This is a genomic window from Rhizobium sp. P2_G9, from assembly GCF_056403475.1.
In genome coordinates this window covers 44,094-69,852 of record NZ_JBFUFK010000017.1, presented here as the reverse complement: position 1 = coordinate 69,852, position 25,759 = coordinate 44,094, and the positions used below count along the sequence as shown (strand labels likewise).

The 25,759-nt window shown below is 62.0% G+C and carries 26 protein-coding genes; 12 read left to right on the top strand and 14 right to left on the bottom strand.

Annotated features, from left to right (window positions below):
* The first annotated feature begins 6 nt into the window (after positions 1-6).
* Positions 7-690, top strand: a complete 684-nt coding sequence (locus tag AC1DYF_RS16410; RefSeq protein WP_477877809.1) for a DNA-3-methyladenine glycosylase I — start codon at positions 7-9, stop codon at positions 688-690.
* Positions 691-949: 259 nt separating this feature from the next.
* Here the strand turns inward: AC1DYF_RS16410 and fabF are convergent, their stop codons facing one another.
* The 3 genes from fabF to AC1DYF_RS16395 form a co-directional block, all read right to left on the bottom strand.
* The gene (gene fabF / locus AC1DYF_RS16405; protein ID WP_477877808.1) at positions 950-2,215 is read right to left on the bottom strand and encodes a beta-ketoacyl-ACP synthase II; all 1,266 of its coding nucleotides are present in this window, start codon (positions 2,213-2,215) and stop codon (positions 950-952) included.
* Positions 2,216-2,227: 12 nt separating this feature from the next.
* Complete coding sequence (locus AC1DYF_RS16400; RefSeq protein ID WP_477877807.1) at positions 2,228-2,734, bottom strand: winged helix-turn-helix transcriptional regulator; 507 nt, start codon at positions 2,732-2,734, stop codon at positions 2,228-2,230.
* Between the two features lie 376 nt (positions 2,735-3,110).
* Positions 3,111-3,743, bottom strand: coding sequence for an alpha/beta hydrolase family protein (locus AC1DYF_RS16395; RefSeq protein WP_477877806.1), 633 nt, complete (start codon positions 3,741-3,743; stop codon positions 3,111-3,113).
* Between the two features lie 122 nt (positions 3,744-3,865).
* Between AC1DYF_RS16395 and AC1DYF_RS16390 the strand changes: the two genes are divergently transcribed.
* Positions 3,866-4,600, top strand: a complete 735-nt coding sequence (locus AC1DYF_RS16390; protein WP_477877805.1) for a 2OG-Fe(II) oxygenase — start codon at positions 3,866-3,868, stop codon at positions 4,598-4,600.
* Positions 4,601-4,608: 8 nt separating this feature from the next.
* Here AC1DYF_RS16390 and gnd read toward each other — a convergent pair whose 3' ends face one another.
* Positions 4,609-5,619: a phosphogluconate dehydrogenase (NAD(+)-dependent, decarboxylating) gene (gene gnd, locus AC1DYF_RS16385; protein ID WP_477877804.1), complete on the bottom strand. Its 1,011-nt coding sequence runs from the start codon at positions 5,617-5,619 to the stop codon at positions 4,609-4,611.
* 145 nt (positions 5,620-5,764) lie between these two features.
* Entirely contained in the window at positions 5,765-6,145 is a 381-nt protein-coding gene (locus AC1DYF_RS16380; protein ID WP_477877803.1) for a GFA family protein, read from the bottom strand.
* A gap of 220 nt (positions 6,146-6,365) precedes the next feature.
* Between AC1DYF_RS16380 and AC1DYF_RS16375 the strand changes: the two genes are divergently transcribed.
* Positions 6,366-8,012 carry a Na/Pi cotransporter family protein gene (locus AC1DYF_RS16375; RefSeq protein WP_477877802.1) on the top strand — a complete coding sequence of 549 codons (1,647 nt, stop codon included), beginning with the start codon at positions 6,366-6,368 and terminating at the stop codon, positions 8,010-8,012.
* Between the two features lie 52 nt (positions 8,013-8,064).
* Here AC1DYF_RS16375 and msrA read toward each other — a convergent pair whose 3' ends face one another.
* The 3 genes from msrA to AC1DYF_RS16360 all read right to left on the bottom strand — a co-directional run bounded on the left by msrA (position 8,065) and on the right by AC1DYF_RS16360 (position 9,851).
* Positions 8,065-8,577, bottom strand: a complete 513-nt coding sequence (msrA, locus tag AC1DYF_RS16370; RefSeq protein ID WP_477877801.1) for a peptide-methionine (S)-S-oxide reductase MsrA — start codon at positions 8,575-8,577, stop codon at positions 8,065-8,067.
* Entirely contained in the window at positions 8,574-9,023 is a 450-nt protein-coding gene (gene msrB, locus AC1DYF_RS16365) for a peptide-methionine (R)-S-oxide reductase MsrB (protein ID WP_477877800.1), read from the bottom strand. The genes msrA and msrB overlap by 4 nt, the downstream gene beginning before the upstream one ends.
* Before the next feature lie 162 nt (positions 9,024-9,185).
* Positions 9,186-9,851 (bottom strand): hypothetical protein, encoded by a 666-nt coding sequence (locus AC1DYF_RS16360; protein ID WP_477877799.1) that lies wholly within the window; start codon positions 9,849-9,851, stop codon positions 9,186-9,188.
* Positions 9,852-10,109: 258 nt separating this feature from the next.
* Here AC1DYF_RS16360 and AC1DYF_RS16355 point away from each other — a divergent pair, with 258 nt between their 5' ends.
* Positions 10,110-10,685 (top strand): histidine phosphatase family protein, encoded by a 576-nt coding sequence (locus AC1DYF_RS16355; protein ID WP_477877798.1) that lies wholly within the window; start codon positions 10,110-10,112, stop codon positions 10,683-10,685.
* Between the two features lie 115 nt (positions 10,686-10,800).
* Positions 10,801-11,760: a S1C family serine protease gene (locus AC1DYF_RS16350; protein ID WP_477877797.1), complete on the top strand. Its 960-nt coding sequence runs from the start codon at positions 10,801-10,803 to the stop codon at positions 11,758-11,760.
* A 27-nt stretch (positions 11,761-11,787) separates the two neighbouring features.
* Here AC1DYF_RS16350 and AC1DYF_RS16345 read toward each other — a convergent pair whose 3' ends face one another.
* Positions 11,788-13,140, bottom strand: coding sequence for an MFS transporter (locus AC1DYF_RS16345; RefSeq protein WP_477877796.1), 1,353 nt, complete (start codon positions 13,138-13,140; stop codon positions 11,788-11,790).
* A gap of 409 nt (positions 13,141-13,549) precedes the next feature.
* On the opposite strand from AC1DYF_RS16345, the gene cyoA reads away from it, so the two are divergent.
* From cyoA to AC1DYF_RS16320, 5 genes are read left to right on the top strand one after another with little or no spacing between them, the layout of a single operon-like run.
* Entirely contained in the window at positions 13,550-14,638 is a 1,089-nt protein-coding gene (gene cyoA / locus AC1DYF_RS16340; protein WP_477877862.1) for a ubiquinol oxidase subunit II, read from the top strand.
* A 50-nt stretch (positions 14,639-14,688) separates the two neighbouring features.
* Positions 14,689-16,689: a cytochrome o ubiquinol oxidase subunit I gene (gene cyoB, locus AC1DYF_RS16335; protein ID WP_477877795.1), complete on the top strand. Its 2,001-nt coding sequence runs from the start codon at positions 14,689-14,691 to the stop codon at positions 16,687-16,689.
* Between the two features lie 4 nt (positions 16,690-16,693).
* Positions 16,694-17,314, top strand: coding sequence for a cytochrome o ubiquinol oxidase subunit III (gene cyoC / locus AC1DYF_RS16330; RefSeq protein ID WP_477877794.1), 621 nt, complete (start codon positions 16,694-16,696; stop codon positions 17,312-17,314).
* On the top strand, positions 17,311-17,712 hold the full coding sequence (gene cyoD / locus AC1DYF_RS16325; RefSeq protein ID WP_477877793.1) for a cytochrome o ubiquinol oxidase subunit IV: 402 nt from the start codon (positions 17,311-17,313) through the stop codon (positions 17,710-17,712). Before cyoC ends, cyoD begins: the two co-directional genes overlap by 4 nt.
* An 11-nt stretch (positions 17,713-17,723) precedes the next feature.
* Positions 17,724-18,392 carry an SURF1 family protein gene (locus AC1DYF_RS16320; protein ID WP_477877792.1) on the top strand — a complete coding sequence of 223 codons (669 nt, stop codon included), beginning with the start codon at positions 17,724-17,726 and terminating at the stop codon, positions 18,390-18,392.
* On the opposite strand, the gene AC1DYF_RS16315 is transcribed toward AC1DYF_RS16320, so the two are convergent.
* From AC1DYF_RS16315 to AC1DYF_RS16305, 3 genes are read right to left on the bottom strand one after another with little or no spacing between them, the layout of a single operon-like run.
* Positions 18,380-18,805 carry an aconitase X swivel domain-containing protein gene (locus tag AC1DYF_RS16315; RefSeq protein WP_477877791.1) on the bottom strand — a complete coding sequence of 142 codons (426 nt, stop codon included), beginning with the start codon at positions 18,803-18,805 and terminating at the stop codon, positions 18,380-18,382. The two genes, AC1DYF_RS16320 and AC1DYF_RS16315, sit on opposite strands and share 13 nt — an antisense overlap.
* Positions 18,802-20,049: an aconitase X gene (locus AC1DYF_RS16310; protein WP_477877790.1), complete on the bottom strand. Its 1,248-nt coding sequence runs from the start codon at positions 20,047-20,049 to the stop codon at positions 18,802-18,804. Before AC1DYF_RS16310 ends, AC1DYF_RS16315 begins: the two co-directional genes overlap by 4 nt.
* On the bottom strand, positions 20,046-21,068 hold the full coding sequence (locus AC1DYF_RS16305) for an Ldh family oxidoreductase (protein ID WP_477877789.1): 1,023 nt from the start codon (positions 21,066-21,068) through the stop codon (positions 20,046-20,048). The genes AC1DYF_RS16310 and AC1DYF_RS16305 overlap by 4 nt, the downstream gene beginning before the upstream one ends.
* Before the next feature lie 193 nt (positions 21,069-21,261).
* On the opposite strand from AC1DYF_RS16305, the gene AC1DYF_RS16300 reads away from it, so the two are divergent.
* Positions 21,262-22,293 (top strand): trans-3-hydroxy-L-proline dehydratase, encoded by a 1,032-nt coding sequence (locus AC1DYF_RS16300; protein ID WP_477877788.1) that lies wholly within the window; start codon positions 21,262-21,264, stop codon positions 22,291-22,293.
* A 154-nt stretch (positions 22,294-22,447) separates the two neighbouring features.
* A complete protein-coding gene (locus AC1DYF_RS16295) occupies positions 22,448-22,927 on the top strand; it encodes a DUF2938 domain-containing protein (protein ID WP_477877787.1) in 480 nt (159 codons plus the stop codon).
* Here AC1DYF_RS16295 and AC1DYF_RS16290 read toward each other — a convergent pair.
* Together AC1DYF_RS16290 and AC1DYF_RS16285 are read right to left on the bottom strand one after the other, a co-directional pair.
* Positions 22,914-23,789 (bottom strand): L,D-transpeptidase, encoded by an 876-nt coding sequence (locus tag AC1DYF_RS16290; protein WP_477877786.1) that lies wholly within the window; start codon positions 23,787-23,789, stop codon positions 22,914-22,916. The two genes, AC1DYF_RS16295 and AC1DYF_RS16290, sit on opposite strands and share 14 nt — an antisense overlap.
* A gap of 166 nt (positions 23,790-23,955) precedes the next feature.
* On the bottom strand, positions 23,956-25,521 hold the full coding sequence (locus AC1DYF_RS16285) for a zinc-binding dehydrogenase (protein ID WP_477877785.1): 1,566 nt from the start codon (positions 25,519-25,521) through the stop codon (positions 23,956-23,958).
* Positions 25,522-25,759: the final 238 nt, after the last annotated feature.

The window sequence follows — 25,759 nt, the reverse complement described above, 5'->3', positions numbered from 1 at the left end:
AAGTCGATGCAATTGACACCATTCGACGTGATCAAGGCGCGTGCCGAGGCGCGCAAGGGCAAGGAAGGGCTTGCGGAGATCATCGCCAGGCGATTGGCGCGGCCGGAGGCTGAGCCGACGGATGCGCGCCTGCTATCGTCCATGGCCTTCCATATTTTCGCGGCTGGCATTTCCCACAAAGTGGTCGAGAACAAGTGGCCGGGCACCGAAGAGGCATTGCTCGGCTTTGATCCCAACCTGCTCAACATCCAGCCCGACGATTTCTGGCATGACCTCCTGGGCGACACGCGCATCATCCGCCATGGCGCCAAGGTCAACGCCATCCGCCACAATGCCGCCTTTGTCAGCGACCTGACGAAGGAGCATCGCAGTGCTGTCCGTTATCTGCTCGAGTGGCCGGCAACCGACCAGATCGGCCTGCTCGATTTCCTGACCAAGCGCGGAGAGCGGCTGGGTGGCTATACCGGTCAATATGCCCTGCGGGCCATCGGCAAGGACAATTTCGTGCTCTCGCAGGATGTGATCGCCTGCTTGAAGGATGCCGGCGCGATCACCGGGGATGGCAGCACCAAGAGCGAGCGGCGGGCGATCCAGGAGGCATTCAACGCCTGGGCCGAGCAATCGAGGCTGCCGATGTCGCAGATTTCACTGACCTGTGCGATGTCGATAGGGGCGGAGTATGCGGAGTAGGGTGGGGGTCTCATTTACCCCTCACCAACTCCGGCCAAGGGTTCACTGCGTTCACCCGGCCTTCGTATCCTCTCCCGCAAGGGGCGAGGAAAACTCGCGGCAATGCTTCGCCACAAATACGACGGCGCGGTTCGCTGCAACGGCGCAACAGGTTTTTCCTCGCCCCCTGTGGGAGAGGATAGCAAGGCCGCGAGAGGCGTAGCCGATTGCTTGGCCGCGCTTGGTGAGGGGTAAGCTCTTCTTCCAAAGTAGACCAGCCTCAACCCCACCGCCGGAACAGCGCACTGGCGTTGACGCCGCCGAAACCAAAACCGTTGGAAATGGCGTGTTCCATCACCATCGGCCGGGCATTGCCGCCGACGAGGTCCAGGCCTTCCGCGACCGGATCGGGATGGACGAGGTTGCGCGTCGGCGGGGCGATCTGGTCGCGCAGTGCCATGATGGTGAAGACTGCTTCGAGCCCGCCGGCGGCGCCAAGCAGGTGGCCGGTGGCCGATTTGGTGCCGCTGACCGCAATGGAGCCGTCGCGGCCGAAGACGCTCTTGATCGCCTCCAACTCGCCGCGGTCGCCGACCGGCGTCGAGGTCGAATGGGCGTTGAGATGCTGCACCTCGGCCGGCTGCAGTTTGGCTTGCTTTAGCGCGGTCAGCATGGCGCGGCGGGCGCCGTCGCCGTCTTCGGGGCCGGAGGTCATGTGATAGGCGTCGGCAGAGGTGCCATAGCCGACGAGTTCGGCCAGCGGCGCAGCGCCGCGGGCCAGGGCATGTTCCAGCGTCTCGATCACCAGGATGCCGGCGCCTTCGCCCATGACGAAGCCATCGCGGGCAGTGTCGAATGGGCGCGATGCCAGTTCCGGCGTGTCGTTGAAACCGGTCGACAGCGCCCGCGCCGCCGCAAAGCCGCCAAGGCTGACCGGGTCGATACAGGCCTCTGCGCCGCCACAGACCACGACATCGGCCTCACCGGACCGGATCAGCCGCGCGGCGTCTCCGATCGCCTGGACGCTGGCCGCGCAAGCCGTCACCGGCGTGCCGAGCGGCCCCTTGAAACCATGGCGGATGCTGACCTGGCCGGCGGCAAGATTGGCAAGGAAGGAGGGAACGGTGAAGGGCGACAGCCTGCGCACGCCCTTCGTCCCCGCGGTGCGAACCGCATCGGCGATCGCCGGGAAGCCGCCGATGCCCGAGGCGATGATCGTTGCCGTCCGCTCGAGGTCGTCCGCATCGGTCGGATGCCATCCGGCTTGGTCGAGCGCTTCCTGGGTGGCGGCCATGGCGAAGTGGATGAAGCGATCCATCTTCTTCTGGTCCTTCGGCACGATGTAGCGGTCGGAGTCGAAGCCGCCCTCCGGATCGTCAGCCAGATCCGGCACGCGGCCGGCGATCTTCAGCGGCAGGTCGGCGACCTCTTCCTCCGGCAGGCGCCGCACGCCCGAACCGCCAGCGAGCAGCCGTCTCCACGATGTGTCAACGCCGACGCCGAGCGGCGAGACCACACCCATTCCCGTGACCACGATGCGTTCCATGAAAATGTTCCTTCAAGCGTCGATGCCGAGATACCAGGCCCGCATGCGCGCGATGCGCTCACGATCCTCGTCGTCCGCCGCCGGTCCCGGCAGCAGGCTGGTGTTTTCCGGTTTCAGTTCCTCGCCGGTCTCCGCGTCGACGAGCAGCGTGCGGCGTTCCTTGCCGGAGCCAGCATCTGCGAGCAGGAAGGCGAGGTCGTCTTCCGGCACATGCCGGCTGCCCCAGGAGAACAGCGCCATCAGCACGGGGAAAAAATCGCGGCCCTTGTCCGTCAGCCGATATTCGACTCGGACCGGCCGCTCGCTATAGCGATGTTTTTCGAACACGCCTTCGTCGACCAGGTGTTTCAGGCGGCGTGTCAGGATGTTGGGCGCGATACCGAGGCTCTTCTGGAACTCGTCGAAACGCATCAGGCCCTGGAAGGCATCGCGAAGAATCAGAATGCTCCACCAATCGCCGACGCTGTCGAGCGCGCGGGCGGCGGGGCATTTGAAGCTCTTGAAACTAGTCCGTTGCATGATGCTAGTGACTAGCATAGCGACTTGCATGATGCAAGTGTGATGGCGCGGATGAAGTCTTTTGCGGGACGGTTAGGGCTACCGGCCTGATGTCGAATGAGCCCAGTCGGCAAATGGTGGGTCAACTGTCGGCGATTGGCCCGGTAAAACCGATGCGTATGACCAGCGGCTGGACGGCAGTCGCGTGGCGCGCCAGAACGCGGTCGGCCAGGCGTGAAGGCGCTCTGGAAAGAGCAAAAAACCCGTCGGACAGCGCATTCAGCACGTCCGGCGGGATCAGGGGCCAATCAAAGGGCATTGATTGACTGGAAGAGAATTCGTTATATTCCCTTATTATCAACGAACAAGATGGAATCTTCGAGCCGCGACAAATTGATCATATCGCGTCCGCCCAATTCCGCACCTTGCGCGCCATGGCGGCTATATGATCTGCCGCCGAGAAGCCGGAGATTTTCTTGCGCGGCTTGAGATCGTGGTCGCCGTCTTCAAGCCAGAAGATCTCGATCCGGTCCGAGAGCGTGTATGCCGGCACTTCGTCAATCGTGCCAAACGGATCCCGCGTTCCCTGGGCTATCAATGCAGGGGTTTTCAACGTGGCGAGGTGGGCCGTTCGCAACTGCTCCGGCTTGCCTGGTGGGTGGAAGGGATAGCCGAGGCAGAGAAGGCCGGCGATCTTGCCTTGCGCATGGAGCGTGTCCGCGACCATGCTGGCGACGCGGCCGCCCATGGATTTGCCGCCGATGATCAGTTTGCCTTTCGCACCCAACTGTTCGATCGCGTCGATATATTCCGGCATGACCAGTTCCGCTTTTGGTGGCGGCTTCGTCTGACCGGTGCGCCGCGCGGCCATATAGCCGAATTCGAAGCGGGCGACGCGCAAGCCCATGGCCGCCAGCGCTTCGGCGGCCGCGGTCATCGAAGCGGAATCCATCGGCGCACCGGCGCCATGGGCGAGCAGGATCGTGACGCCTGCGTCCGCCGGCCCGTCAAACAGGAAACTGTTTTCCATTCGGATTCTTCCTCGTTTCCCCACCTATCAAGGCAAATGCGCGGACATGCAAGCCCGCAGGAAACGGGTGGCAAGCGGGCGCGCCGATCCTAAAATGATCGCCAAGGAACAGGAGATCGATGATGAACATGATCGTGCACGAGCAGCCCGCAGACGCCGAAACGCGTGTGGCGGCCTATGACTGGCAAGCGATTGCCACGGAACTGGACGATTTCGGCTGCGCTGTGATCAAGGGCCTGCTGACGCCGGCAGAATGCGCCTCGATCGCGGAGCTCTATCGGCGGGAAGAGCATTTCCGCAGCCATATCATAATGGCCCGGCATGGTTTTGGCCGCGGTGAATATCGCTATTTCCGCTATCCGCTGCCGGACCTGGTGCAGGGGCTGAGAACTTCGCTTTATGGTCGGCTCGCACCGATCGCCGATCGCTGGAACGAACGCATGGGCGAGGAGATGCGCTATCCCGATGCGCATGCGGACTATCTTGCCCTGTGTCATTCCGCCGGGCAGGTCCGACCGACGCCGCTTCTGTTGCAATACGGGCCGGGTGATTTCAACGCGCTGCATCAGGACCTCTACGGCGCGCTGGTCTTTCCGATCCAGGTAGCGATCCTTTTGTCCGAACCCGGCCGGGATTTCACCGGCGGTGAATTCGTGCTGACCGAGCAGCGGCCGCGCATGCAGAGCCGGGCCGAGGTTGTGCCTCTGCGGCAGGGCGATGCGGTGGCTTTCGCCGTCCATAACCGGCCGGTGCGCGGTAGCAAGGGCAGCTACCGTGTCAACTTGCGGCATGGCGTGAGCCGCCTGCGATCAGGCATGCGGCACACGCTGGGCATCATTTTTCATGACGCGACGTGAGCATCCGCTCAGGTCTTCGGCTTCTCCAGATGGCCGCCGAAGGCGTAGCGCATGGCCGACAGCAGCTTGTCGGCGAATTCGGATTCGCCGCGCGAACTGAAGCGCTGGAACAGGGCCGATGACAGCACCGGCACCGGCACGCCGGTGTCGATTGCCGCATTGAGCGTCCAGCGGCCTTCGCCGGAATCGGAGACATGGCCGCCGAAGGCTGCCAGTTCCGGATCCTTCTTCAGTGCGGAGGCAGTCAGGTCGAGCAGCCAGGAGCCGATGACGCTGCCATGCCGCCAGACTTCGGTGATCGCCGGCAGGTCAAGGTCGAAGCGGTAATATTCCGGATGCTGCAGCGGGCTGGTCTCGGCATCCGCCTCGCGGCTCTCATTGCCGGCATCGGCGGCGTTGAGGATATTGAGGCCTTCGGCATAGGCTGCCATGACGCCGTATTCGATGCCGTTATGCACCATCTTGACGAAATGGCCGGCGCCGCTCGGGCCGCAATGCAGGTAGCCGAGATGGGCGGTGCGCATACCTTCGCTGGCGCCGGCTTCCACGGCATCGCCGCCCGGCGCGAGCGTGGCGAAAATCGGGTCGAGGTGACGCACTGCCTCTTCCGGGCCGCCGATCATCAGGCAGTAGCCGCGGTCGAGACCCCAGACGCCGCCGGACGTGCCGACGTCGATAAAGCTGATGCCGGCCGGCTTGAGCCTGGCGGCATGGTCGACGGCATCGCGATAATGCGAGTTGCCGCCGTCGATGATGATGTCGCCGGGTTTCAGAAGCGTGGCAACCTGATCGGCGATCTTCGGTGTGATCGCCGCCGGCAGCATCAGCCAGACACAGGCCGGCTTTTCGAGCTTGCCGATGAACTCCTCGAGCGAGTTGGTGCCGGTTGCCCCTTCCTTGCTCAGCCCGGCCACCGCATCGGCGTTGACGTCGTAGACAACGCAATCATGGCCGTCGCGCATCAGCCTGCGCACCATGTTGGCGCCCATCCGGCCTAGTCCCATCATTCCGATCTGCATGGAGTGTCCCTCATTTTCGGGTGGCGAGGCAGACGGCTGGGGCAAACGGATGTCGCGCCGTCTCTCGGGAACAGATATTTACCGCAAATGGCGACGGTTAAAATCCAGCCGGCCAGAAAAATTTCCGTGATGGCGACGAGGCCATTCAGGCAAGCGTCGACTGATCGATGCAGGGCAGGTCAGGCACTGCGTAATAATCGCCGGCATCTTCGCAATAGAGCTGGCTTTCCATCTTGAGGCCGGTTGGACCATCAAGGGCGCCAGCGTGGATGGAGATATATTCAGAGCCGAAGCGCCGCCAGAAGAGATTGCTGCCGCAGGTCGGGCAGAAGCCGCGTTCGGCATTGTCGGAGGATTTGTACCATGCCGGTTCGCCGCTGATGGCGATATCGGCCTTGAGGGCCTGGGTTGCCGCAACATAGTGGCCGGAGGCCTTGCGGCATTGGTTACAGTGGCAGGCGACCACCGGCCGCAAAGGGCCGGAAATCTCGTAGGAAATGTTTCCGCAAAGGCAGCTTCCGCGCATACAGAGTCTCCAGGCTGGCAATGATCCTTTTTGATACCGTGGGAAACAGGGGCATGTCTGGCGCTTTGGCGACATCGGCTGTCGATGGCGGCGTCGACCGTTGTGGCCCTAACAGTTTTTCGTCAACGACCGCAATTGCCGTCATCAAACTGTCATAAACCAAGATGTGCCTATATTCCTTGGCGTTTACAATGAGTCCATCTCGTAAGAAGGCGGTGGCATGGAATCGATGCTGGTCATGATCAACCTGTTTGGTGCGGTGGGGCTGTTGCTCTTCGGACTGGCGCAGGTGAAGGAAGGTGTATCGCGCGCCTTCGGCGCGAAACTGCGCAGCGGCCTGGCCAGCGGCACCAGCAGCAGCCTGCGCGCGATCGTCACCGGTTTTGTCGCCACGCTTGGTCTGCAGAGCTCGACCGCGACGGCGCTGATGACCGCGTCCTTCGTCGAGCGTAACCTGATCCGAGGGCGGATGGCGCAGGTCGTGCTGCTGGGCGCCAATGTCGGCACTGCCGTCACGGCCTGGGTCGTCGCACAAGGCATAGAATGGCTCGCGCCGCTGATGCTGCTGGTCGGCATCGTTCTCTATCGCGGCAAGAACAGCGCAAGGCAGGGCGGCGGTGCGGCGCTGATCGGCATCGCGCTGATGTTGCTATCGCTGCAATTGCTGTCGGCAGCCACCGCGCCGCTGCGTCATTCGCCAGCCTTGGGCGCCTTTATCGGGCTGCTTGACGGCGCCTGGCCGGTGGCGCTGATTTTTGCGGCGGTGCTGGCGGTGCTCTGTTCTTCGAGCCTCGCGGTCGTTGTGCTCATCGTTTCGCTCAATGCCGCGGGAGCGCTGACGCCGGGTCTGACGATTGCATTGGTGCTGGGGGCCAATCTCGGTGGGGCCGTGCCGCCCGTGCTCGCGACATTGGCGTCAGCGGCCGAGGCCCGCAGGGTGACCGTCGGCAATCTGATCATCCGGGCTGCCGGCTGCGCCGTGGTCTTGCCGCTTGCCGGCCTGCTTGCCGGCAGACTGCCGTTGCTGCCGCTTTCGCCTTCGACCTGGGCGGTTGATATCCATCTGGCGTTCAACATCGCGGTGGCGCTCGTTGCCTGGCCGCTGACGCCGCTGGTCGCCCGACTGACAGCGCGGCTTATCAAGGCAGAGCCGCAGGCCGATGACGGGCCGAAATATCTCGACCAGCAGCAGCTCACGACGCCGGTCGTGGCGCTCACCAATGCCACGCGCGAGGTGCTGAGGGTCGGGGACACCGTGGAGAAGATGCTTCTTTCCTCCAAAGAGGCATTCGCCCTGAACAATCGGTTTCGTCTGGGTGACATTGGAGGGCTTGAGCGGCAGGTCGACAGGCTGCAGGCGGAGGTCAAATTCTATCTCTCGCGGCTGAACCGACAGGAACTGAACCAGGAGCAAGCGAGCCGCTCCTTCGTCGTCATCGACTATGCGATCAATCTCGAACATATCGGCGACATCATCGAAAAGGGACTTTGCCCGCAGATCGCCAAGAAGATCGATCAGGGCCTGTCCTTTTCGGCTGATGGTTATCAGGAGCTCGATCGGCTGTTCAATCTCACCATCGACAATCTCCGGCTGGCGCAGACGATCTTCGTGACGCGCGACTTCAACCTCGCGCGCCAGCTGATGGAGGTGAAGGACGAAGTCCGGATGATGGAGAAGCAATCGTCTCAGAGGCATATCGAACGATTGCGGGATGGGCGCGCCGAAAGCCTGCAGACCAGTTCGCTGCATCTCGATCTGCTACGTGATCTCAAGCGGATCAACGCCCATATCGTTTCCGTCGCCCACCCCATCCTCGATGAGAGTGGCGACCTTCGGGAGAGCCGGCTGCGCAAGCATACAAAATAAGACGCCCGGATGATGGTCCGGGCGCGCATTTGGAAATCCTATCAAAGGGCGATCAGGCTATTGCCTTCTCACGCACCGGCAGCCTCCAGTTCGGGCGGATGAAGTGGCAGGTATAGCCGTTCGGATAGCGCTCCAGGTAATCCTGGTGCTCCGGTTCGGCTTCCCAGAAGTCGCCCACCGGAGAAACTTCTGTCACCACCTTGCCCGGCCACAGGCCGGACGCGTCGACATCGGCGATGGTGTCGAGCGCGGTGGCCTTCTGCTCTTCGTTCTCATAGAAGATCGCCGAGCGATAGCCGGTGCCGAGGTCGTTGCCCTGGCGGTTCTTCGTGCTCGGATCGTGGATCTGGAAGAAGAATTCCAGGAGCTGGCGGTAGCTGAGCTTGGCGGGATCGAATACGATCTCGATCGCCTCGGCATGGCTGCCGTGGTTGCGGTAGGTGGCGTTCTTCACATCGCCGCCGGAATAGCCCACGCGCGTGGAAATCACGCCCGGGAAGCGGCGGATCAGATCCTGCATGCCCCAGAAGCAGCCACCGGCCAAAACTGCGCGTTCTCCAGTCATTTCACTTCCTCCACCTGGTCGAGATAATCTGCATAGCCTTCCGCCGCCATCTCATCGCGATGAATGAAGCGCAGCGAGGCCGAATTGATGCAATAGCGCAGGCCGCCGCGGTCGCGCGGGCCATCCGGGAAGACATGGCCGAGATGGCTGTCGCCGAATTTCGAGCGCACTTCCGTGCGAAGCATGCCGTGCGAGACGTCGCGCAGTTCTGCGACGTTTGCCGGCTCGATCGGCTTGGTAAAGCTCGGCCAGCCGCAACCGGACTCGTATTTGTCCGACGACGCGAACAGCGGCTCACCCGAAACCACGTCGACATAGATGCCGGGTTCCTTGTTGTCGACATACTGCCCCGTCCAGGGACGTTCCGTGCCGCTCTGCTGGGTGACGCGATATTGTTCGGGCGATAGATTCGCCACGGCGTCGGCAGTCTTCTGATATGTCTGCATGTGCTCTCCTTCCTTGGAAGGCAAGCGATCTATACGAGCCGCACCTTTGGGCTCGATCGGAGGCCGGGGGACGGCCGCCGGGGTCGGGATCGACCGCTCGTTCGCTTGCACCCGCCTGTGGCGGATTGGTCGGTCCCTATGTAATGGCGGGTCGGGCGGCTATCAAGCCTCGGCGTTGGGCGTCTCGTCGGCGCCTTCGTCCGTGTCCTCGTCAACGCTTTCGACGGTACCCTTCTCAGCCGCTTCGACGAGCGCAACGAGGGCTGCGGCATAAGCGGCGCGCATCGCGGCATTCTCGACATCGGCATGTTCGATATCACGGTTGTGGCGGCGGGTGGCCACAGTGCTCACCAGCTTGGCCTGCTGCTTGTGAGTCGAAGTCGCATGTTCCTTGGCTGCCTGGTAGTGGTGCAGCAGGTCCTCGCTCTTCCATTCGGGGTCGGCGACGACATTCTGGATCGCCATGCCGGCGGCGCGGATCGCGGCCTTGAAGACATCGGGCGAAATCGCCGGTCCTTTTCGCGAGCGCGATTTTGCTGGTTCGACCGGTTCGGCCTTGGCGGCAGGCTTGGGCTTAGCAGCGGCTGGCGATTTCGCCCCGGCTGGCTTGCTGAACGGCTGCGGCGTTTTGAAGAACGGGTCGCGCGCGACAGGGGCCTTCGACGCCGGCGGCTTGAAGACAAATTCCGTCTTGTGGCGTGCCGGCGGAGGCGTAGGCGCGGGCGGCGCGGCTGGCTTTGGCGGCGCAGATGGGCTCGACTCGCCGGCCTCAAGCTCCGGCTTCTTGAATTTCAGCGAGATAATCGGCCGACGTGGCGGGGAAGTCATGCATTTGTCCACTATTGCAGCCGGGGCTCAGCCGGCGACACCTGACCCATTGTCATGCGGATTATTGGCACAGAATGCAACTCCAACATGACATCGCGCCAACGAGTCGAAGCTACACACACGATGGCATTACCGTCAAAGTCAAAACTTTGTGAAAATAATGACCTGACAGCATAATAAGTTCTTGCTCTGGTTCATAAATGAGTCTTGCACGATTCCAAGGCCCATTTATGGGACAATTCGAAAGAGGAGAGCAGTTTGTCCCGTTCGACGCGTCTCATTTTGATCTGCCATGGCACGACAGCGGCAACGCGGACTGCGGCATTTCCGGCCGACGAAGGGCTGCTCGCCCCCGATTCCGAGGTTTTTGCGCGAATCAGTCAGGCATTGCCGCGTGCCGATCACGTGCTTTCGGCACCGGAGACCCGGACACGGCAGACCGCCGAGGTGCTTGCGCCTCAATTTTCCATCGATTCGTCGCTCGGCGACATCAGCTGTGGTCGCTGGGCCGGAAAACAATTGTCGGATATCGAGCACGAGGATCCGGAGGGACTGATGGCCTGGATCACCGCGCCAGAGGCAGCGCCGCATGGCGGCGAATCAATCGTGCAGGCGATCGCGCGGATAAACGGCTGGCTGCGTGGGCGAATGGCAATTGGCGGCATGACCATTGCCATCACCCATCCCGCGATCGCCAGGGCCGCGATTGTCGCCGTGCTGGAGGCCCCCGCGGCGAGTTTCTGGAAGATCGGTGCACAGCCGCTCGGCGTCACCGAATTGACCTCGGACGGGCGGCGGTGGGCTCTCAAGAGTTTTCGACAACTGGCCGAATGACGGCGCCATTGGCGTTGCTTGAAACGCTTGAGGCGCGTCCATATCTCTCACCTTCACAGGGTTGATGAAACGCGGCCTGATGGCGCGCTCCCGAACTATTCGGGAAGGATTTCTCATGGGTTACATCGATAATGACATACATGCGGCGCCGGACGGCGAGCTGCTTGATTCGTATTCCAGGACGGTGACCACCGTGGTCGATACGATCGGCCCGGCGGTGACGCAGATCACCATGCCACCCGGCGGCCGCGGCGGGCAGGGCTCGGGCTTTGCCATTTCGCCCGACGGGCTGCTGGTGACCAACAACCACGTGGTCGAGGACGCCAAGACCGTGCGGCTGAAGATGCCGGATGGTTTTTCCGGCGAGGGCAGGGTGCTTGGCCGCGATCCTGACACCGACCTGGCGCTGGTTCGGGCCGATTCCAGCCTCGCGGCCTGGGCGCCGCTCGGCAATTCCAAGAATCTGCTTCGCGGTCAGATCGCAGTGGCGATCGGCAATCCGCTCGGTTTCGAATGGACAGTCACGGCGGGAGTCGTCTCTGCACTCGGCCGCTCGATGCGGGCGCAGAACGGGCGATTGATCGACGACGTCATCCAGACCGATGCGGCCGTCAATCCCGGCAATTCCGGTGGGCCGCTGGTGTCGTCTTCGGGTGAAGTTATCGGCGTCAACACGGCGGTCATCCGCGGCGCCCAGGGCATCGCCTTTGCGGTCGCCTCGAACACGGCAAATTTCGTCATCTCGGAACTGCTGCGCTGGGGCAGGGTGCGGCGTGCCTATATCGGCGTGGCGGCGGATACGATCTCTTTGCCGCGGCGAATTGCCGTGCGCGCCGGCATTGACGGCGAAACCTCGGTGAGGCTGCGTCGCGTCGAGCCGGGCGGTCCGGCGGATCAAGCAGGATTGCAGGAAGGTGACCTGATTCTCGCCATCGAGGGCCAGACGGTACACGGCGTCGATGACATGGTGCGTCTCCTGGGCGGAGAACGTATCGGCCAGGCGACCGAGTTCACGGTGTTGACACTGGCCAATGCGATAGAGATGAGGCGCGTGCTTCCGGCAACGCGCGGCTGATTGCCGCGCATTGCCTTTCTGTCTTGATTACTCGCTCTTCGGCACCGGCGCGTCCGTCACTTCGACCATGCGGTTGAAGTAGAGAGCGATCAGGGTGCAGACCGCGCCCGACAGCAGATAGTAACCGACATAGTGCAGGCCGAAATGGCTGGACAGCGTCAGTGCCACCAGTGGCGCGAAGCCTGCGCCGACCAGCCAGGCAATATCCGAGGTCAGGGCCGCGCCGGTATAACGATAGGCCCGGTTGAAGCGGAAGGACACGGCGCCGGTTGCCTGGCCGAAGGACAGGCCGAGAATGCCGAAGCCGATGATGACATAGGCATCCTGGCCGCGGTCTCCCGATGCGATCAGCATCGGGCCGATGAACGAGAAGATGGCGATCAGCACCGCACAGATGGCGAGATGATTGCGCCGGCCGATCGTGTCCGACAGCAGGCCGGAGACGACGATTGCACAGATGCCGACCACTGCGCCGATCACCTGCACCACCATGAACTCGCCGATCGACTGCGTGCCGAACAGGCTCATCCAGGTGAGCGGGAAGATGGTGACCAGGTGGAACATGGCAAAGCTCGCCAGCGGCACGAAAGCGCCGATCAGGATGTCACGTCCGTAATAGCGGATGACATGGGGAATCGGCTGCGGCTGTAGCTCGCTTTGCTCCAACGCATCGCCGAATTCGCCGGTCGCCACAAGGCGCAGACGGGCAAAGAGCGCCACGACGTTGATGGCGAAGGCGACGAAGAACGGATAGCGCCAGCCCCATTCGAGGAAATCCTGGCTGGAAAGATTGGCGACAAAATAGCCGAACAGGATGCTGGCCAGCGCGAAGCCGATCGGCGCACCGAGCTGCGGAATCATCGCATACCAGCCGCGACGATTCGTCGGTGCGTTCAACGCCAGAAGCGAGGCCAGGCCGTCCCAGGCGCCACCCAGCGCAAAGCCCTGGCCGAGCCGGAACAGTGCCAGAAGCCAGATCGACCAGTGACCGAGCGTCTCATAGCCCGGCAGGAAGGCGATCGACGCCGTCGAGCCGCCGAGCAGGAACAATGCGATCGTCAGCTTGGCACCGCGGCCGTAATAACGGTCGATGGTCTGGAAGACCACGGAACCGACGGGCCGTGCGCAGAAGGCCAGTGCAAAAATGGCGAAGGAATAGAGGGTTCCCGTCAACCGGTCCGAGGCGAAGGGGAAGAAAACTTGTGGGAACACCAGAACCGAGGCGAGACCGTAGACGAAGAAATCGAAGAATTCGGACATGCGTCCGATGATCACGCCGATGGCGATACTGCCCGGCGAAACCGGCTTTCCCTCATACATATGTCGGGCATCACGTTCGAGCGTGACCGACGATGGTCCCAATTTGGCTGCTGCATTCATCTGCTCTTCCTCCTACGCTTCTGTGACAAAGCGCCTCAGAACCGATCTTGGCGCAGTTGGCGCGGATATCAAGAGCTACTGGGACAAAAAGTTCGCTATCCGCTTGGAAGCCAGACAATAATTGATCTTGGTTGCAAAACTTTCGTGATGCCATGGCACCTTCCGCGGCGTCTGCTATAGTGCCGCCGCTCACGCATGCCTCATATGCAAAAACCTGGATACCCGTATCCGGGTTTTGCCGCTAGTTCGAAAAGTACATTATGTCGCATTGCGACATCTTTGCTGCGCCGCGACAACACGCCTCATTTCACTAAATCAGTCAGTGTTTTAGTCGCCGCATCGATAAACACGAGGAATTAGAGACGTGCAGGAATTCAAGAAGTTCTCCCGGCTATTTCTTGCCATCCTGATGCTGCTGCCGCTGGCCGGCTGCAATTGGGTTGTCATGGCGCCGTCCGGCGATGTCGCCGTCCAGCAGCGGGACCTCATCCTGGTTTCCGTTGTCCTGATGCTGCTGATCATCGTGCCCGTCCTGTTCCTGACGCTGCTTTTCGCCTGGCATTACCGGCAGGCCAACGTCACGGCGAAATATGATCCCGAATGGCATCATTCGATGCGGTTGGAAATCATCATCTGGGCCGCACCGCTGGCCATCATCATCGCGCTCGGCGCCGTGACCTGGATCTCGACCCACAAGCTCGACCCCTACCGTCCGCTCGACCGGATCGACGCCGAGCGCGCCATCCCGGCCGGCACCAAGCCGATCACCGTTCAGGTCGTGGCGCTCGATTGGAAATGGCTGTTCTTCTATCCAGACCTCGGCATCGCTACGGTCAACGAAATGGCGGCACCGGTCGACACCCCGATCAGATTCCAGATCACTTCCTCCTCGGTGATGAATTCGTTCTACATTCCGGCACTGGCGGGTCAGGTCTATGCCATGCCGGGCATGCAGACGCCGCTGCACGCCGTCATCAACAAGGCCGGCGAATATGAAGGCCTTTCGGCCAATTTCAGCGGCCCCGGCTTCTCCCACATGCGCTTCAAGTTCCATGGCCTCGACAAGGCCGGCTTCGACCAGTGGGTTGCCTCGGTGAAGGAAAAGGGCACGGCGCTCAATACCGACGCCTATCTCAAGCTCGAAAAGCCGAGCGAGAAAGAGCCTGTCCATTACTACGCCTCGGCCGAGAAGGACCTGTACCACCGGATCCTCAACATGTGCGCGACGCCCGGCAAGATGTGCACCGACCAGATGATGCATATCGACATGACCGGCGGCGCGGGCAAGGAGAGCCATGAAAATCGCGACAAGCTGAAGATCGACGCAGCGCCGATCGACGAATTCGGCAGCCCGAATTTCAAGATGACCGAGACGCAGGCGATCGTCGTTCCCGAGGCGAAGAAGGACTCCGGTGACATGAAGGGCATGGACGATATGTCGAACATGCCGGGCATGAGCCATGACAACACGGATGCGGCCAAGCCCTCCACGAAGTGAAACAGGCGTGAACCCCGCCGAGAAAATATCGCAGAACGGATTTTCCATCCATGTTTTCCGACCCTGAAATGCAGAAACTGATCTTTGGCCGGCTGACGCTGGACTCGATCCCCTACCATGAGCCGATCCTCGTCGCGACCTTCGCCGGCGTGGCCGTGGGCGGCCTGGCCGTGTTCGTCGCCATCACCTATTTCAAGCTCTGGGGCTATCTGTGGCGCGACTGGCTGACCAGCGTCGACCACAAGAAGATCGGCATCATGTATATCATCCTGGCGCTCGTCATGCTGCTGCGCGGCTTTGCCGACGCGCTGATGATGCGCGGCCAGCAGGCCATCGCCTTCAACGGCAATGAGGGCTTTCTACCGCCACACCATTACGACCAGGTGTTCACCGCGCACGGCGTGATCATGATCTTTTTCATGGCCATGCCGTTTGTCACGGGGCTGATGAACTTCGTCGTGCCGCTGCAGATCGGCGCCCGCGACGTGTCCTTCCCGTTCCTCAACAATTTCTCTTTCTGGATGACGGTGGCCGGCGCGGTGATCATCATGATCTCGCTGTTCATCGGCGAATTCGCCCGCACCGGCTGGCTCGCCTATCCGCCGCTGTCTGAAGGCGCCTATAGTCCAGGCGTCGGCGTCGATTATTATATCTGGGGCCTGCAGGTGGCGGGTATCGGCACGACGTTGTCGGGGATCAACCTGATCGCCACCATCGTCAAGATGCGTGCGCCCGGCATGACCTTCATGAAGATGCCGGTGTTCACCTGGACGTCGCTCTGCACCAACATCCTGATCGTCGCCAGCTTCCCAATCCTCACCGCCACTTTGGTGCTGTTGTCGCTCGACCGTTACGTCGGCACCAACTTCTTCACCAACGACCTCGGCGGCAATCCGATGATGTATGTCAACCTCATCTGGATCTGGGGCCATCCGGAAGTCTACATCCTGATCCTGCCGGCTTTCGGCGTGTTCTCGGAAGTGGTTGCGACCTTCTGCGGCAAGCGGCTGTTCGGCTATGCGTCGATGGTCTACGCCACCTGCGTGATCATGATCCTGTCGTACCTGGTTTGGCTGCACCACTTCTTCACCATGGGTTCGGGCGCCAGCGTCAACTCCTTCTTCGGCATCACCACGATGATCATCTCGATCCCGACGGGTGCGAAGATGTTCAACTGGCTGTTCACGATGTATCGCGGCCGCATCCGCTATGAAGTGCCGATGCTGTGGACGGTGGGCTTCATGATCACCTTCGTTATCGGCGGCATGACGGGCGTCATGCTGGCAGTGCCGCCGGCCGACTTCGTACTGCACAATTCGCTGTTCCTGATCGCCCACTTCCACAATGTCATCATCGGCGGCGTGCTGTTCGGCGTGATGGCCGGGTTCAATTACTGGTTTCCGAAGGCGTTCGGCTACAAGCTCGATCCGTTCTGGGGCAAGTTGTCGTTCTGGTTCTGGTTCATCGGCTTCTACTTCGCCTTCATGCCGCTCTATGTGCTCGGCCTGATGGGCGTCACCCGCCGCGTCAGCCAGTTCGAAGATCCGTCGTTGCAGATCTGGTTCATCCTCGCCGCCTTTGGTGCGCTGCTGATTGCCGCCGGCATCGGCTGTTTCCTCATCGATCTCGTGGTTAGCTTCTTCAAGCGCGAGCAGTTGCGCGACACGACCGGCGACCCCTGGGATGCCCGCACGCTCGAATGGTCGACCTCGTCGCCGCCGCCGGAGTATAACTTCGCCTTCACGCCGGTCGTACACGACCATGACAGCTGGTACGACATGAAGTCGCGCGGCTATACCCGCCCGCTCGAAGGCTACAAGCCGATCCATATGCCGAAGAATACCGGCACCGGCTTCATCCTCGGCATGCTCAGCATCGGCCTTGCCTTCGGTCTCATCTGGTACATGTGGTGGCTGGCCGGCCTGTCGTTCGTCCTGATGCTGGTGGTGGCGATCGGCCATACCTTCATCTACAAGCGCGACTACTACATCCCCGCCGATGAAGTGACCGCAACCGAAAAGGCGCGCACGGCGCTTCTGGCAAAGGTGTAACGCCATGATCGAATCGCATGCCCATACGGCCGAAGCGCCGCAATTCTATGTCACCGAGGAGCATCATCCGGAAGGCAGCACCATGCTGGGCTTCTGGCTCTACCTGATGAGCGACTGCCTCATCTTCGCGATCCTCTTCGCCACCTATGGCGTGCTTGGCCACAATTACGCGGCCGGCCCGTCGCCGGCGGATCTGTTCGAACTGCCGCTGGTGGCAGTCAACACCGCCATGCTGCTCTTCTCCTCCATCACCTACGGCTTCGCCATGCTGGAAATGGAAAAGGGCAACAAGGGCAGCGTCCTCATCTGGATGTTGATTACCGGCCTGTTCGGCGCCGCCTTCATCGGCATCGAGCTCTACGAATTCGGCAATCTGATCCGCGAAGGTGCCGGCCCGACACGTAGCGCCTTCCTCTCGTCCTTCTTCACCCTGGTCGGCACACACGGCCTGCACGTGACCTCCGGCATCATCTGGATGATCACGCTGATGGTCCAGGTCTCTATGCACGGCCTCAATGAAGCCAATCGCCGCCGTCTGATGTGCCTGTCGATGTTCTGGCACTTCCTCGACGTCGTCTGGATCGGCGTCTTTTCCTTCGTCTATCTTCTTGGAGTCATCGGATGAGTTCTGAAGCACCTGCACACGAGGATGCCCTCGAGGCTCATCACGCCCATAGCCACGGTCATCAGGCCGGCCACGGGACCTTCGGCAGCTACATGACCGGCTTCGTGCTGTCGGTCATCCTGACGGCCATCCCTTTCGCGCTCGTAATGGGCGGGATAATCGAGAACAAGGTGTTGCTCGCGGTCACCGTCATGCTGATCGGCGCCGTGCAGATCGTCGTCCACATGGTCTACTTCCTGCATATGAATACGAAGTCGGAAGGCGGCTGGACCTTCATGGCACTGATCTTCACGCTCGTGATCGTAGGGATCGCGCTCGCCGGCTCGCTCTGGGTCATGCATCATCTCAACGAGAACATGATGCCGATGAGCCCGGAAGTGATGAAGAACATGCCCTGAGGCATGTCGATATGCGGCGCGCGATCTTCGGAGGCTTGCTGACCCTGCTGTTTGCTGCCTTCGTGGCGCTCGGTATCTGGCAGGTCTACCGGCTCTCCTGGAAACTCGACCTGATCGCGCGCGTCGATCAACGGGTGCATGCGGCTCCGGTCGCGGCACCCGTTTCTGCGTCAGCGGATGACGAATATCGCAAGGTGACCGCGAGCGGCATTTTCCTGAACGACAAGGAAACCTTCGTCCAGGCGGTGACCAGTCTTGGCGCGGGCTTCTGGGTGATGACGCCGCTGAAACGGGCTGACGGTTCGATCCTGTTGATCAACCGCGGTTTCGTGCCGGCTGAACGACGTGATTGGTCACAGCATTCGCAACCGGCGGCAACGGTCTCGGTCACCGGTTTGTTGAGGCTGACGGAGCCCAAGGGTGGCTTCCTGCGCTCGAATGATCCGGCTGATGACCGCTGGTATTCGCGTGACGTTGCCGCGATTTTGGCTGCCCGGCACCTGGACCCTGTGGTTCCTTATTTCATCGATGCCGACGCGACGCCCAATTCCGGCGGCTTTCCGGTGGGTGGACTGACGGTGATCGCGTTTTCAAACAACCATCTCGTCTACGCCATCACCTGGTTCGGTCTGGCGGCGATGACGGTGGTTGGCGGCTGGATGCTGTTCTATCGGCGCTGAGCGATGTGGATTTCGCCGCTGCCGTCAGGCGTTTGGGTGATTTCGATTCTGTCACCGTCTGCAATACCGCTGATGTCAGCGGTCAGGATGGGACAGACGATACCATAGAGCGAGCGCGCGACGATGGCGCCGGCCGTGATGATCGGATCGGGCCGCGCCATGATGATCGCGATCGGGCCGAGGCCGTTGCGGATGACTTCGGCAAATACGGATGACGATGAGGAAGAACCGCGACCGCTCGGCATGACAAGCACTCTGCCGGCCAGCGACGCGCCGCAGGCAGCTTGGGTCTTGTCGATGATTTTCCCGGTTTCCGGATCGACGCCGCCCCAGAAGCTCAGCGGCGAGGGCAGGACGAGGGCGGGGCCGCTTGCAGCGCCTAGGACATAAAAGGTGCCTGTGCGCATGGTCATCCAGTCCTCACGACCTTGCCCGCCATCGCCGAGGCGACGCAATCCTGCAATTCGCCAAACGCGACTTTCACCCCGATATTGGCAGGTGCATAATGCGCCCATTTGCCGGAATTGGTCATCACGGCACCGTCGAGCCTTTCGAGAATGGCGGTGAGGTAGGTGCAGGTATCGGTGACGATACGGACATTTGCCGCCTCGATCTCCGGCAGCCTGCCGTCGCGCACCAGCCCATCATAGGTCTCGCGCCCGGTATTGACGTAGATTGGCACCTCCGGTCGTCCTTCCGCCACAAGCGCCAGCAGCCTGTCCCACTCCATGCGCGAGAAATGCGGCGTGCCGAGGCAGACGGCGGTTAGCGCAGTGCCGTCCGCCACGCCGGAAAGGTGCGCAATGACGCGGCGGACATCGGCCGGCGTGACGTCGATGACCCGTTCCGGCTCTCGTCCGCCAAAGGCCTCGGTCAGCGTCGGCGCTTCCGGCGTTATGCCGATGGCGTGGAAGAGGGCGACGGCGCCGCTCGAGGCGGAGGCAGCGCCCAGCGCCTTCAGCTGGTCCTCGTCGCGCGGCTTTGGCAGGCCCTCGATAACAGGGATTTTCTGGCCACTTTCGAAGCCGATGATCAGGCCGATGCCGACGAAGGTCGTATCGCTTTCGAGTTCGGCATCGGAAAAGCCCTTGAGGCGGAACAGGATCTGGCCCAGGCGGTTCTCCGGGAGATGCAGGCCGCAGGCGGGCACGCGTCCAGTGATCGCCGCGCAGAGATCGATGAAGTCGCCATAACGGTTGGTGCGGGCGCCGATCACCGAATTGGCAAAGACGATGGCGTTGGATTCCCCCCAGGCGATCTGTTGGCCGAAGGCCGGACGGAAAAGCGTCTGGTAGGGGGCGCAGGTGAAGCTCGGCATGCAGCCGAGTTCCTCATGGGCCTGCATCAGGCGCGCCAAAGGCGGTTTCTCGGCTGCGGGCTGGCGCATGATCTCGGGATGGATGAGGTCCATCGAGCCGACGTTCAGCGTCGTCGGTACTTTCACCCTGCCGCCGAGCGCGATCAGCCGCTCGACGAAATCGAGGCTGACCTGGCCGTGATAGAGACAGCCGTCGATATGAGCGCCGGTGATGTCGAGGAAGTGGGTGGCGCCGACGGCTTCGCCATAGCCCTGGAGGATTTCGAAGGCAAAGGCGGGCGCGCCGCCCATCTCACCGGCTGCCATGGCCTGATCGATATTATCCAAAGCCAGCGTCATGACGGCAGATGCGCTTTCAGATCGTCGTGGAGCGCCTTGGGAATGGTGACGCCGCCGTTCTTGAGCGAGCGTTCGCGGGCCTCGTAGCGGCGCTGCGAGGGCAGGCGCGCGCCCTGGCCGACGATCGCATCGAAGAGGAGTTCGGCGCGTTCGAGATTTTCGCTGAGCGCCGCGCCGAGAAATGAAGCGGGGTCGAGCGCGATGATCAGTTCGCCATGCATCGGGGCGGCTCCGGCGCCTTCGTCATATTTGATCGATTCCATGCTCAGGAGATCGCCGATCAGCGGGCCGGCGAGCAGTTCGACCATGGCTGACAGCGCCGAACCCTTGTGGCCGCCGAAGGTCAGCATGGCGCCCTTGAACACTTCCAGCGGATCGGTGGTCGGCTTGCCCTCGGCGTCGATGCCCCAGCCGAGCGGCAGCGGTTTGCCAGCGCGCCGATGCAGTTCGATCTCGCCGCGGGCGGTGGCGCTGGTGGCGAAATCGAAGACGAACGGATAGCTATTTGGCCGCGGCCAGACAAAGGCGATCGGATTGGTGCCGAAGACCGGCTTCGTGCCGCCCGCCGGCGCCACCCAGGCGTGGCTGGGCGTCAGCGCCAGTGCTGCGAGGCCGGCTGCCCCGACCCGCTCTACCTCAGGCCAGAGAGCGGAGAAATGAAAGCAGTTGTTGATGGCGAGTGCCGCCAGGCCGACTTTCTTCGCTTTCTCGACCAGCACCGGCAAGCCCTTTTCGAAGGCCAGCAGCGAAAAGCCATATCTCGCATCGACACGGACGATGCCGGGTGCGGTGTCCGTCAGCACCGGCTCGGCCTTGGGGTCGACCTTGCCGGCCTCCATCGTCTTCATCACCGAAAGCACGCGGTAAAGGCCGTGCGAATGGCACTCGTCTCGCTGGCCGGCGACGACGACATCGGTAATGGCGCGCGCATGCGCCTCGCTCAATCCCGCACCGATCAGGATGCGGTAGCTGAGGTCATCGGCCTCGGCCAGGGTGAGATGGACTGTGTCGTCGGCCAAGGAAATTCCTCCATTTGCAGCGCTGGGCTTAGCGATCAGAAAGTGGCCTTTCGGCAAAAAGGCTCTTCACGCCGCGGTCGCGATCGCTGATATATTAGATTGGATAGTACGAAATTTCCTCTGGCTGCAAGTCTTCGAGACGCATCAGCAAGAGGCGGACAATGTTTTTTCGGCAGGTAAAGGGGAGGCCTCCATGCGATCGTCCAAAGTCATCCACATTGTCGGTTGCCATGCGGAAGGCGAGGTCGGCGATGTCATTGTCGGCGGTGTCGCGCCGCCGCCGGGCGATACGATCTGGGAGCAGTCGCGTTTCATCGCCCGCGACGAGACTTTGCGCAACTTCGTCCTCAACGAGCCGCGCGGCGGTGTCTTCCGGCATGTGAACCTGCTGGTGCCGCCGAAGAGCCCGGGGGCCGATATGGGCTGGATCATCATGGAGCCGGCCGACACGCCGCCGATGTCCGGTTCGAACTCGATCTGCGTGGCCACCGTGCTGCTCGACACCGGCATCATCCCGATGAAGGAGCCGGAGACGCGGATGATCCTCGAGCCGCCGGGCGGGCTGATCGAAGTCGTTGCCACCTGCAGGAATGGCAAGGCAGAGCGGATCAGCGTCAAGAATGTGCCGTCTTTCGCCGACAAGCTGGATGCAACGATCGAAGTCGAGGGCATCGGCACCTTGACAGTGGATACGGCCTATGGCGGCGACAGCTTCGTGCTCGTCGATGCCAAGACACTGGGCTTTGCGCTGAAGCCGGATGAGGCGCGCGACATTGCCGAAACGGGTATCCGCATTACCAAGGCGGCGAATGAGCAACTGGGCTTCGTGCATCCGGAAAAAGAGTGGAAGCATATTTCCTTCTGCCAGGTGACCGCGCCGGTCACCGTCGAGAATGGTGTGATGACCGGCCTGAACGCCGTGGCGATCCGGCCCGGCAAGGTCGACAGGTCGCCGACCGGAACCGGCTGCTCGGCGCGCATGGCCGTGCTGCATGCCAAGGGCCGGATGAAGGTCGGCGACCGTTTTGTCGGTAAATCGGTGCTGGGAAGTGAATTCCATTGCATGATCGATTCGGATGCCGTGGTCGGCGGCAGGCCGGGCATCGTGCCGATCATTTCCGGCCGCGCCTGGGTGACAGGCACGACGCAATTGATGCTCGATCCGTCCGATCCGTTCCCCGGCGGCTACCGGCTGTCGGATACATGGCCGATGCCGAAGGAGTAGGATGATCGCCGCTTCCGTCTGAAGGGTGATCGGATCGATGAGGTCTGCGCTATCGGCAATTTCATAAGCAAAACTTGCCAGCCCATTGCATCGATGGGCTTGAAGTGATTTACCAAACGGAGTCAATTTCTCCTGTCATCTCATTGGATTTGCAATGTTTGATCTCATCTGGCGCGGGGCCGTGATCGGTGTCGCGGCGACTGCACTCATGGACATCTGGGCGGTCATTCTGTGGAAAGCGTTCAATCAAGGCGCACCGAACTGGGCGCCGCCGGGACGCTGGTGCTGGCACCTGCAATACGGCAAGGTGTTCCACGACAGCATCGCCAAGGCCGCGCCCTATGAGCATGAACTGGCGCTCGGCTGGGTGTTCCACTATGTCGTCGGACTACTTTACGGCGTGATCTTCGCGCTGATTGTCGGCCACGCATGGTTCGTGGCGCCGACCTTTATTCCGGCCTGGATCTGGGGCATTGTCACGATCGCCGGCGGCTGGTTCCTGTTGCAGCCCGGCCTTGGCATCGGCTGGGCGGCGTCGAAGACGCCCAACCCGTGGAAGGTGCGGGTGCTCGGCCTGATCGCTCACACGGTGTTTGCGCTCGGGCTCTGGGGAGCCGCGGTTACCATCCGCTGACGTCGCTGTCGTCATCGTTATCGGCGGGACCCAGCAACTGGTCGTCGTTCGGATCCTGGTCCTGACCGAGGTCATCGCCGCGGCGCGGGCGCCGGATCGGGTCTCGCTCGGCCTGTTCGGCTGCCTGGGCGGGCTGAAGGGCTGCGACATCGGCAGACGGATTGTCGAGATTGGTGACGAGGACCGGCGTTTTCGCCGGCACACGGTCAAACAGGTCGACCACGTCCTGGTTGATCATCCGCACGCAGCCCGAGGAGACGTTCTTGCCGATCGTCCACCATTCGGGCGAACCATGCAGGCGATATTGCGTGTCCTCGTTGTGCGAGAAGATGTAGAGCGCGCGCGCACCGAGCGGATTGTCGAGACCGCCGGGCATGCCGCCGTTGTCGCCGGAATAGGGTTCGAGCTCGGGCTGGCGGGCGATCATTTCGTCCGGCGGCACCCAGCGCGGCCATTTGCGCTTGTACTGGATCACGCCGCGACCGGCCCAGAGGAAACCCTGACGTCCCAACCCGACGCCATAGCGCATCGCCTTGCCGTTGGCGTAGGTATAATAGAGGAAGTGGTTGCCCGTATCGACGACCAGCGTGCCCGGCGGCTGGCCAGTGGTGTTGTCGACCATCTGCCGATAGAAACGCGGATTGATCTTCTGATAGGGAATGGCGGGAAGCGGGAATTCCTCGTCCGGCTTGGGACCGTAGAGGACGGCCGCTTCCGAGTTGTCGGCATAGGTTGCCGTTTCTTCGGTTTTCTTGGCGACCGGCCGGTCCTGGTAGACGACTGTCTGGCCCTCTGTCGAGCAGCCTGCCAATGATGCGAGTGCGGTGCTGCCAGCACCCAGAAGGAAGACTCTTCTCTTCAAACTATACTCTGACAATTCAATATCCTGACGCATTGCGGCCGGGATGGGACGCACTTCCGCATAAGAATTCGGGAATGCCGTGCCGGGTTCCGCCTTCACGACGATTTTGTTGCGACTGAACTTAGTGCTTTTCGTGGCTAAAAGAAAGCAGACTGTCTATGTGTCGTTAAGGCAACAGAATCGTCGAGCCGGTGGACTGGCGAGACTCGATATGCCGGTGCGCATCGGCGGCTTGACCTAGCCGAAAGCGTGTCGGCTCCGCGATTTGCACGGTGCCCTGGCGCAACACTTGAAAAAACGAACGGACATGCTTGCCGAGCTTTTCCGGCGTGTCGGAATAGTGCCCGTAATTCGGTCGCGAAAAGGTGATCGATTTTGCAGCGAATTTGTCGATGTCCGATTCGCCGATCGGCCCGGAGGCCTGGCCGAAACTGACGAGATGGCCACGAATCGCGAGCGCCGCGATCGATCCGGCCAGCGTGTCGCGGCCGACCGCATCATAGACGATGTCGGCGCCTTGGCCGCGGGTGAGATCCATCACGGCGTCGCTGAAGTTCGTGTGGCTGTAATTGATGACATGATGGGCGCCGAGCGACCGCACCAGCCGCGCCTTGTCCTCGCTCGACGTCGTGGCGATGACGGTGGCCCCGAGATGCCGGGCCCATTGGACCAGCAATTGCCCGACGCCACCGGCCGCCGCATGGATGAGGACGGTCATTCCAGGTTCGACCCGGCCGATCTCCTGCAAGAGGAAACTGGCTGTGATTCCCTTCAACAAGCCTGCGGCCGCGGTCTCGTCGGAAATGTCGTTCGAGAGCCGGAGCAGCAGATCGGCATTGATATTGCGCCGCTCGCTATAGGCGCCGACCGGAGGGCAGGCATAAGCAATCCTGTCGCCGACATCGAGATCGGCGACGTCGCGGCCGACCGCTTCGACCACGCCGGCTGCCTCCATGCCGGGCGTGCCCGGTGGGGTGAGCAGGGTAAAGAAGCCGGTGCGGCAATAGACGTCGATATAGTTGACGCCTATGGCGGTGTGGCGGATGCTGACCTCGTCTGGACGGAGCGGCGGCAGGGCGATGTCGCGCATTTGCAGCACGTCCGGTCCGCCATATTGGTCGACGACAATGGCGCGGGTCGTGTCGTTGCCGGCGATCGCATGAGAAGCGAATTGCGGGGTCGCGAGGGGCGAGGCCGGTGGTGCTGGCGTGGCGTTCTCAAGCGCTAGCGGCGTGGGCAGTGACCTTATTCCATCAGGCTCGTACCCCGCTGACCTCGGGGCATTGCTTGTCCAGCGCCGGCTCAGCATTTGCCGGATTGCGGCAAAGCCCGCCTGGTAGATCTCGCGCGTCACCAGCCGTACGAGTTCGTCACGGCGGCGAAGCGGTGGGTCGAAACTGCTCGCCCATTCCCAGAAGGTGGCGTTGCCGTCGGTCACCGGCTTGAGCCGGACTTCGGCGACATAATTCATCAGCGGAATGGGGGCTTCGAGCAGGCAGTAGCGGAAGCTGTGGTCCTTGTCCGACAGCGAGAGAAGTTGCTCGCGCAGCATTGAGCCGTCCCGGAGCCGGAAACTCCTGATGGCGCCGATGCGGGTCGAGGGTTCGTTGCCTTCGATATGGCTGGCGGCTACGGCAGGGTGCCAGCGGTCGTGGCCGTTGAAATCACGCAAGATGTCCCAGACCAAGTCGATGGGGGCGTCGATGATTGCGCTTTGGCGGATTTTGACCATGGTCAGGGCGTTCCGAGGGCGGGTGGCGCTGTTTCTGGCCGGTCGTTCCGTCGCGCACCCCCCTCTGCCCTGCCGGGCATCTCCCCCTCAAGGGGGGAGATTGGCAAGAGGCGCAGCCTCGCGCAACGCGATCGTTGCACACTGGGCGATGGAGCATTTGAGCCGAAGCGTTGCCCCATCCAATCTCCCCCCTTGAGGGGGAGATGCCCGGCAGGGCAGAGGGGGGTAAGCGGCGGCA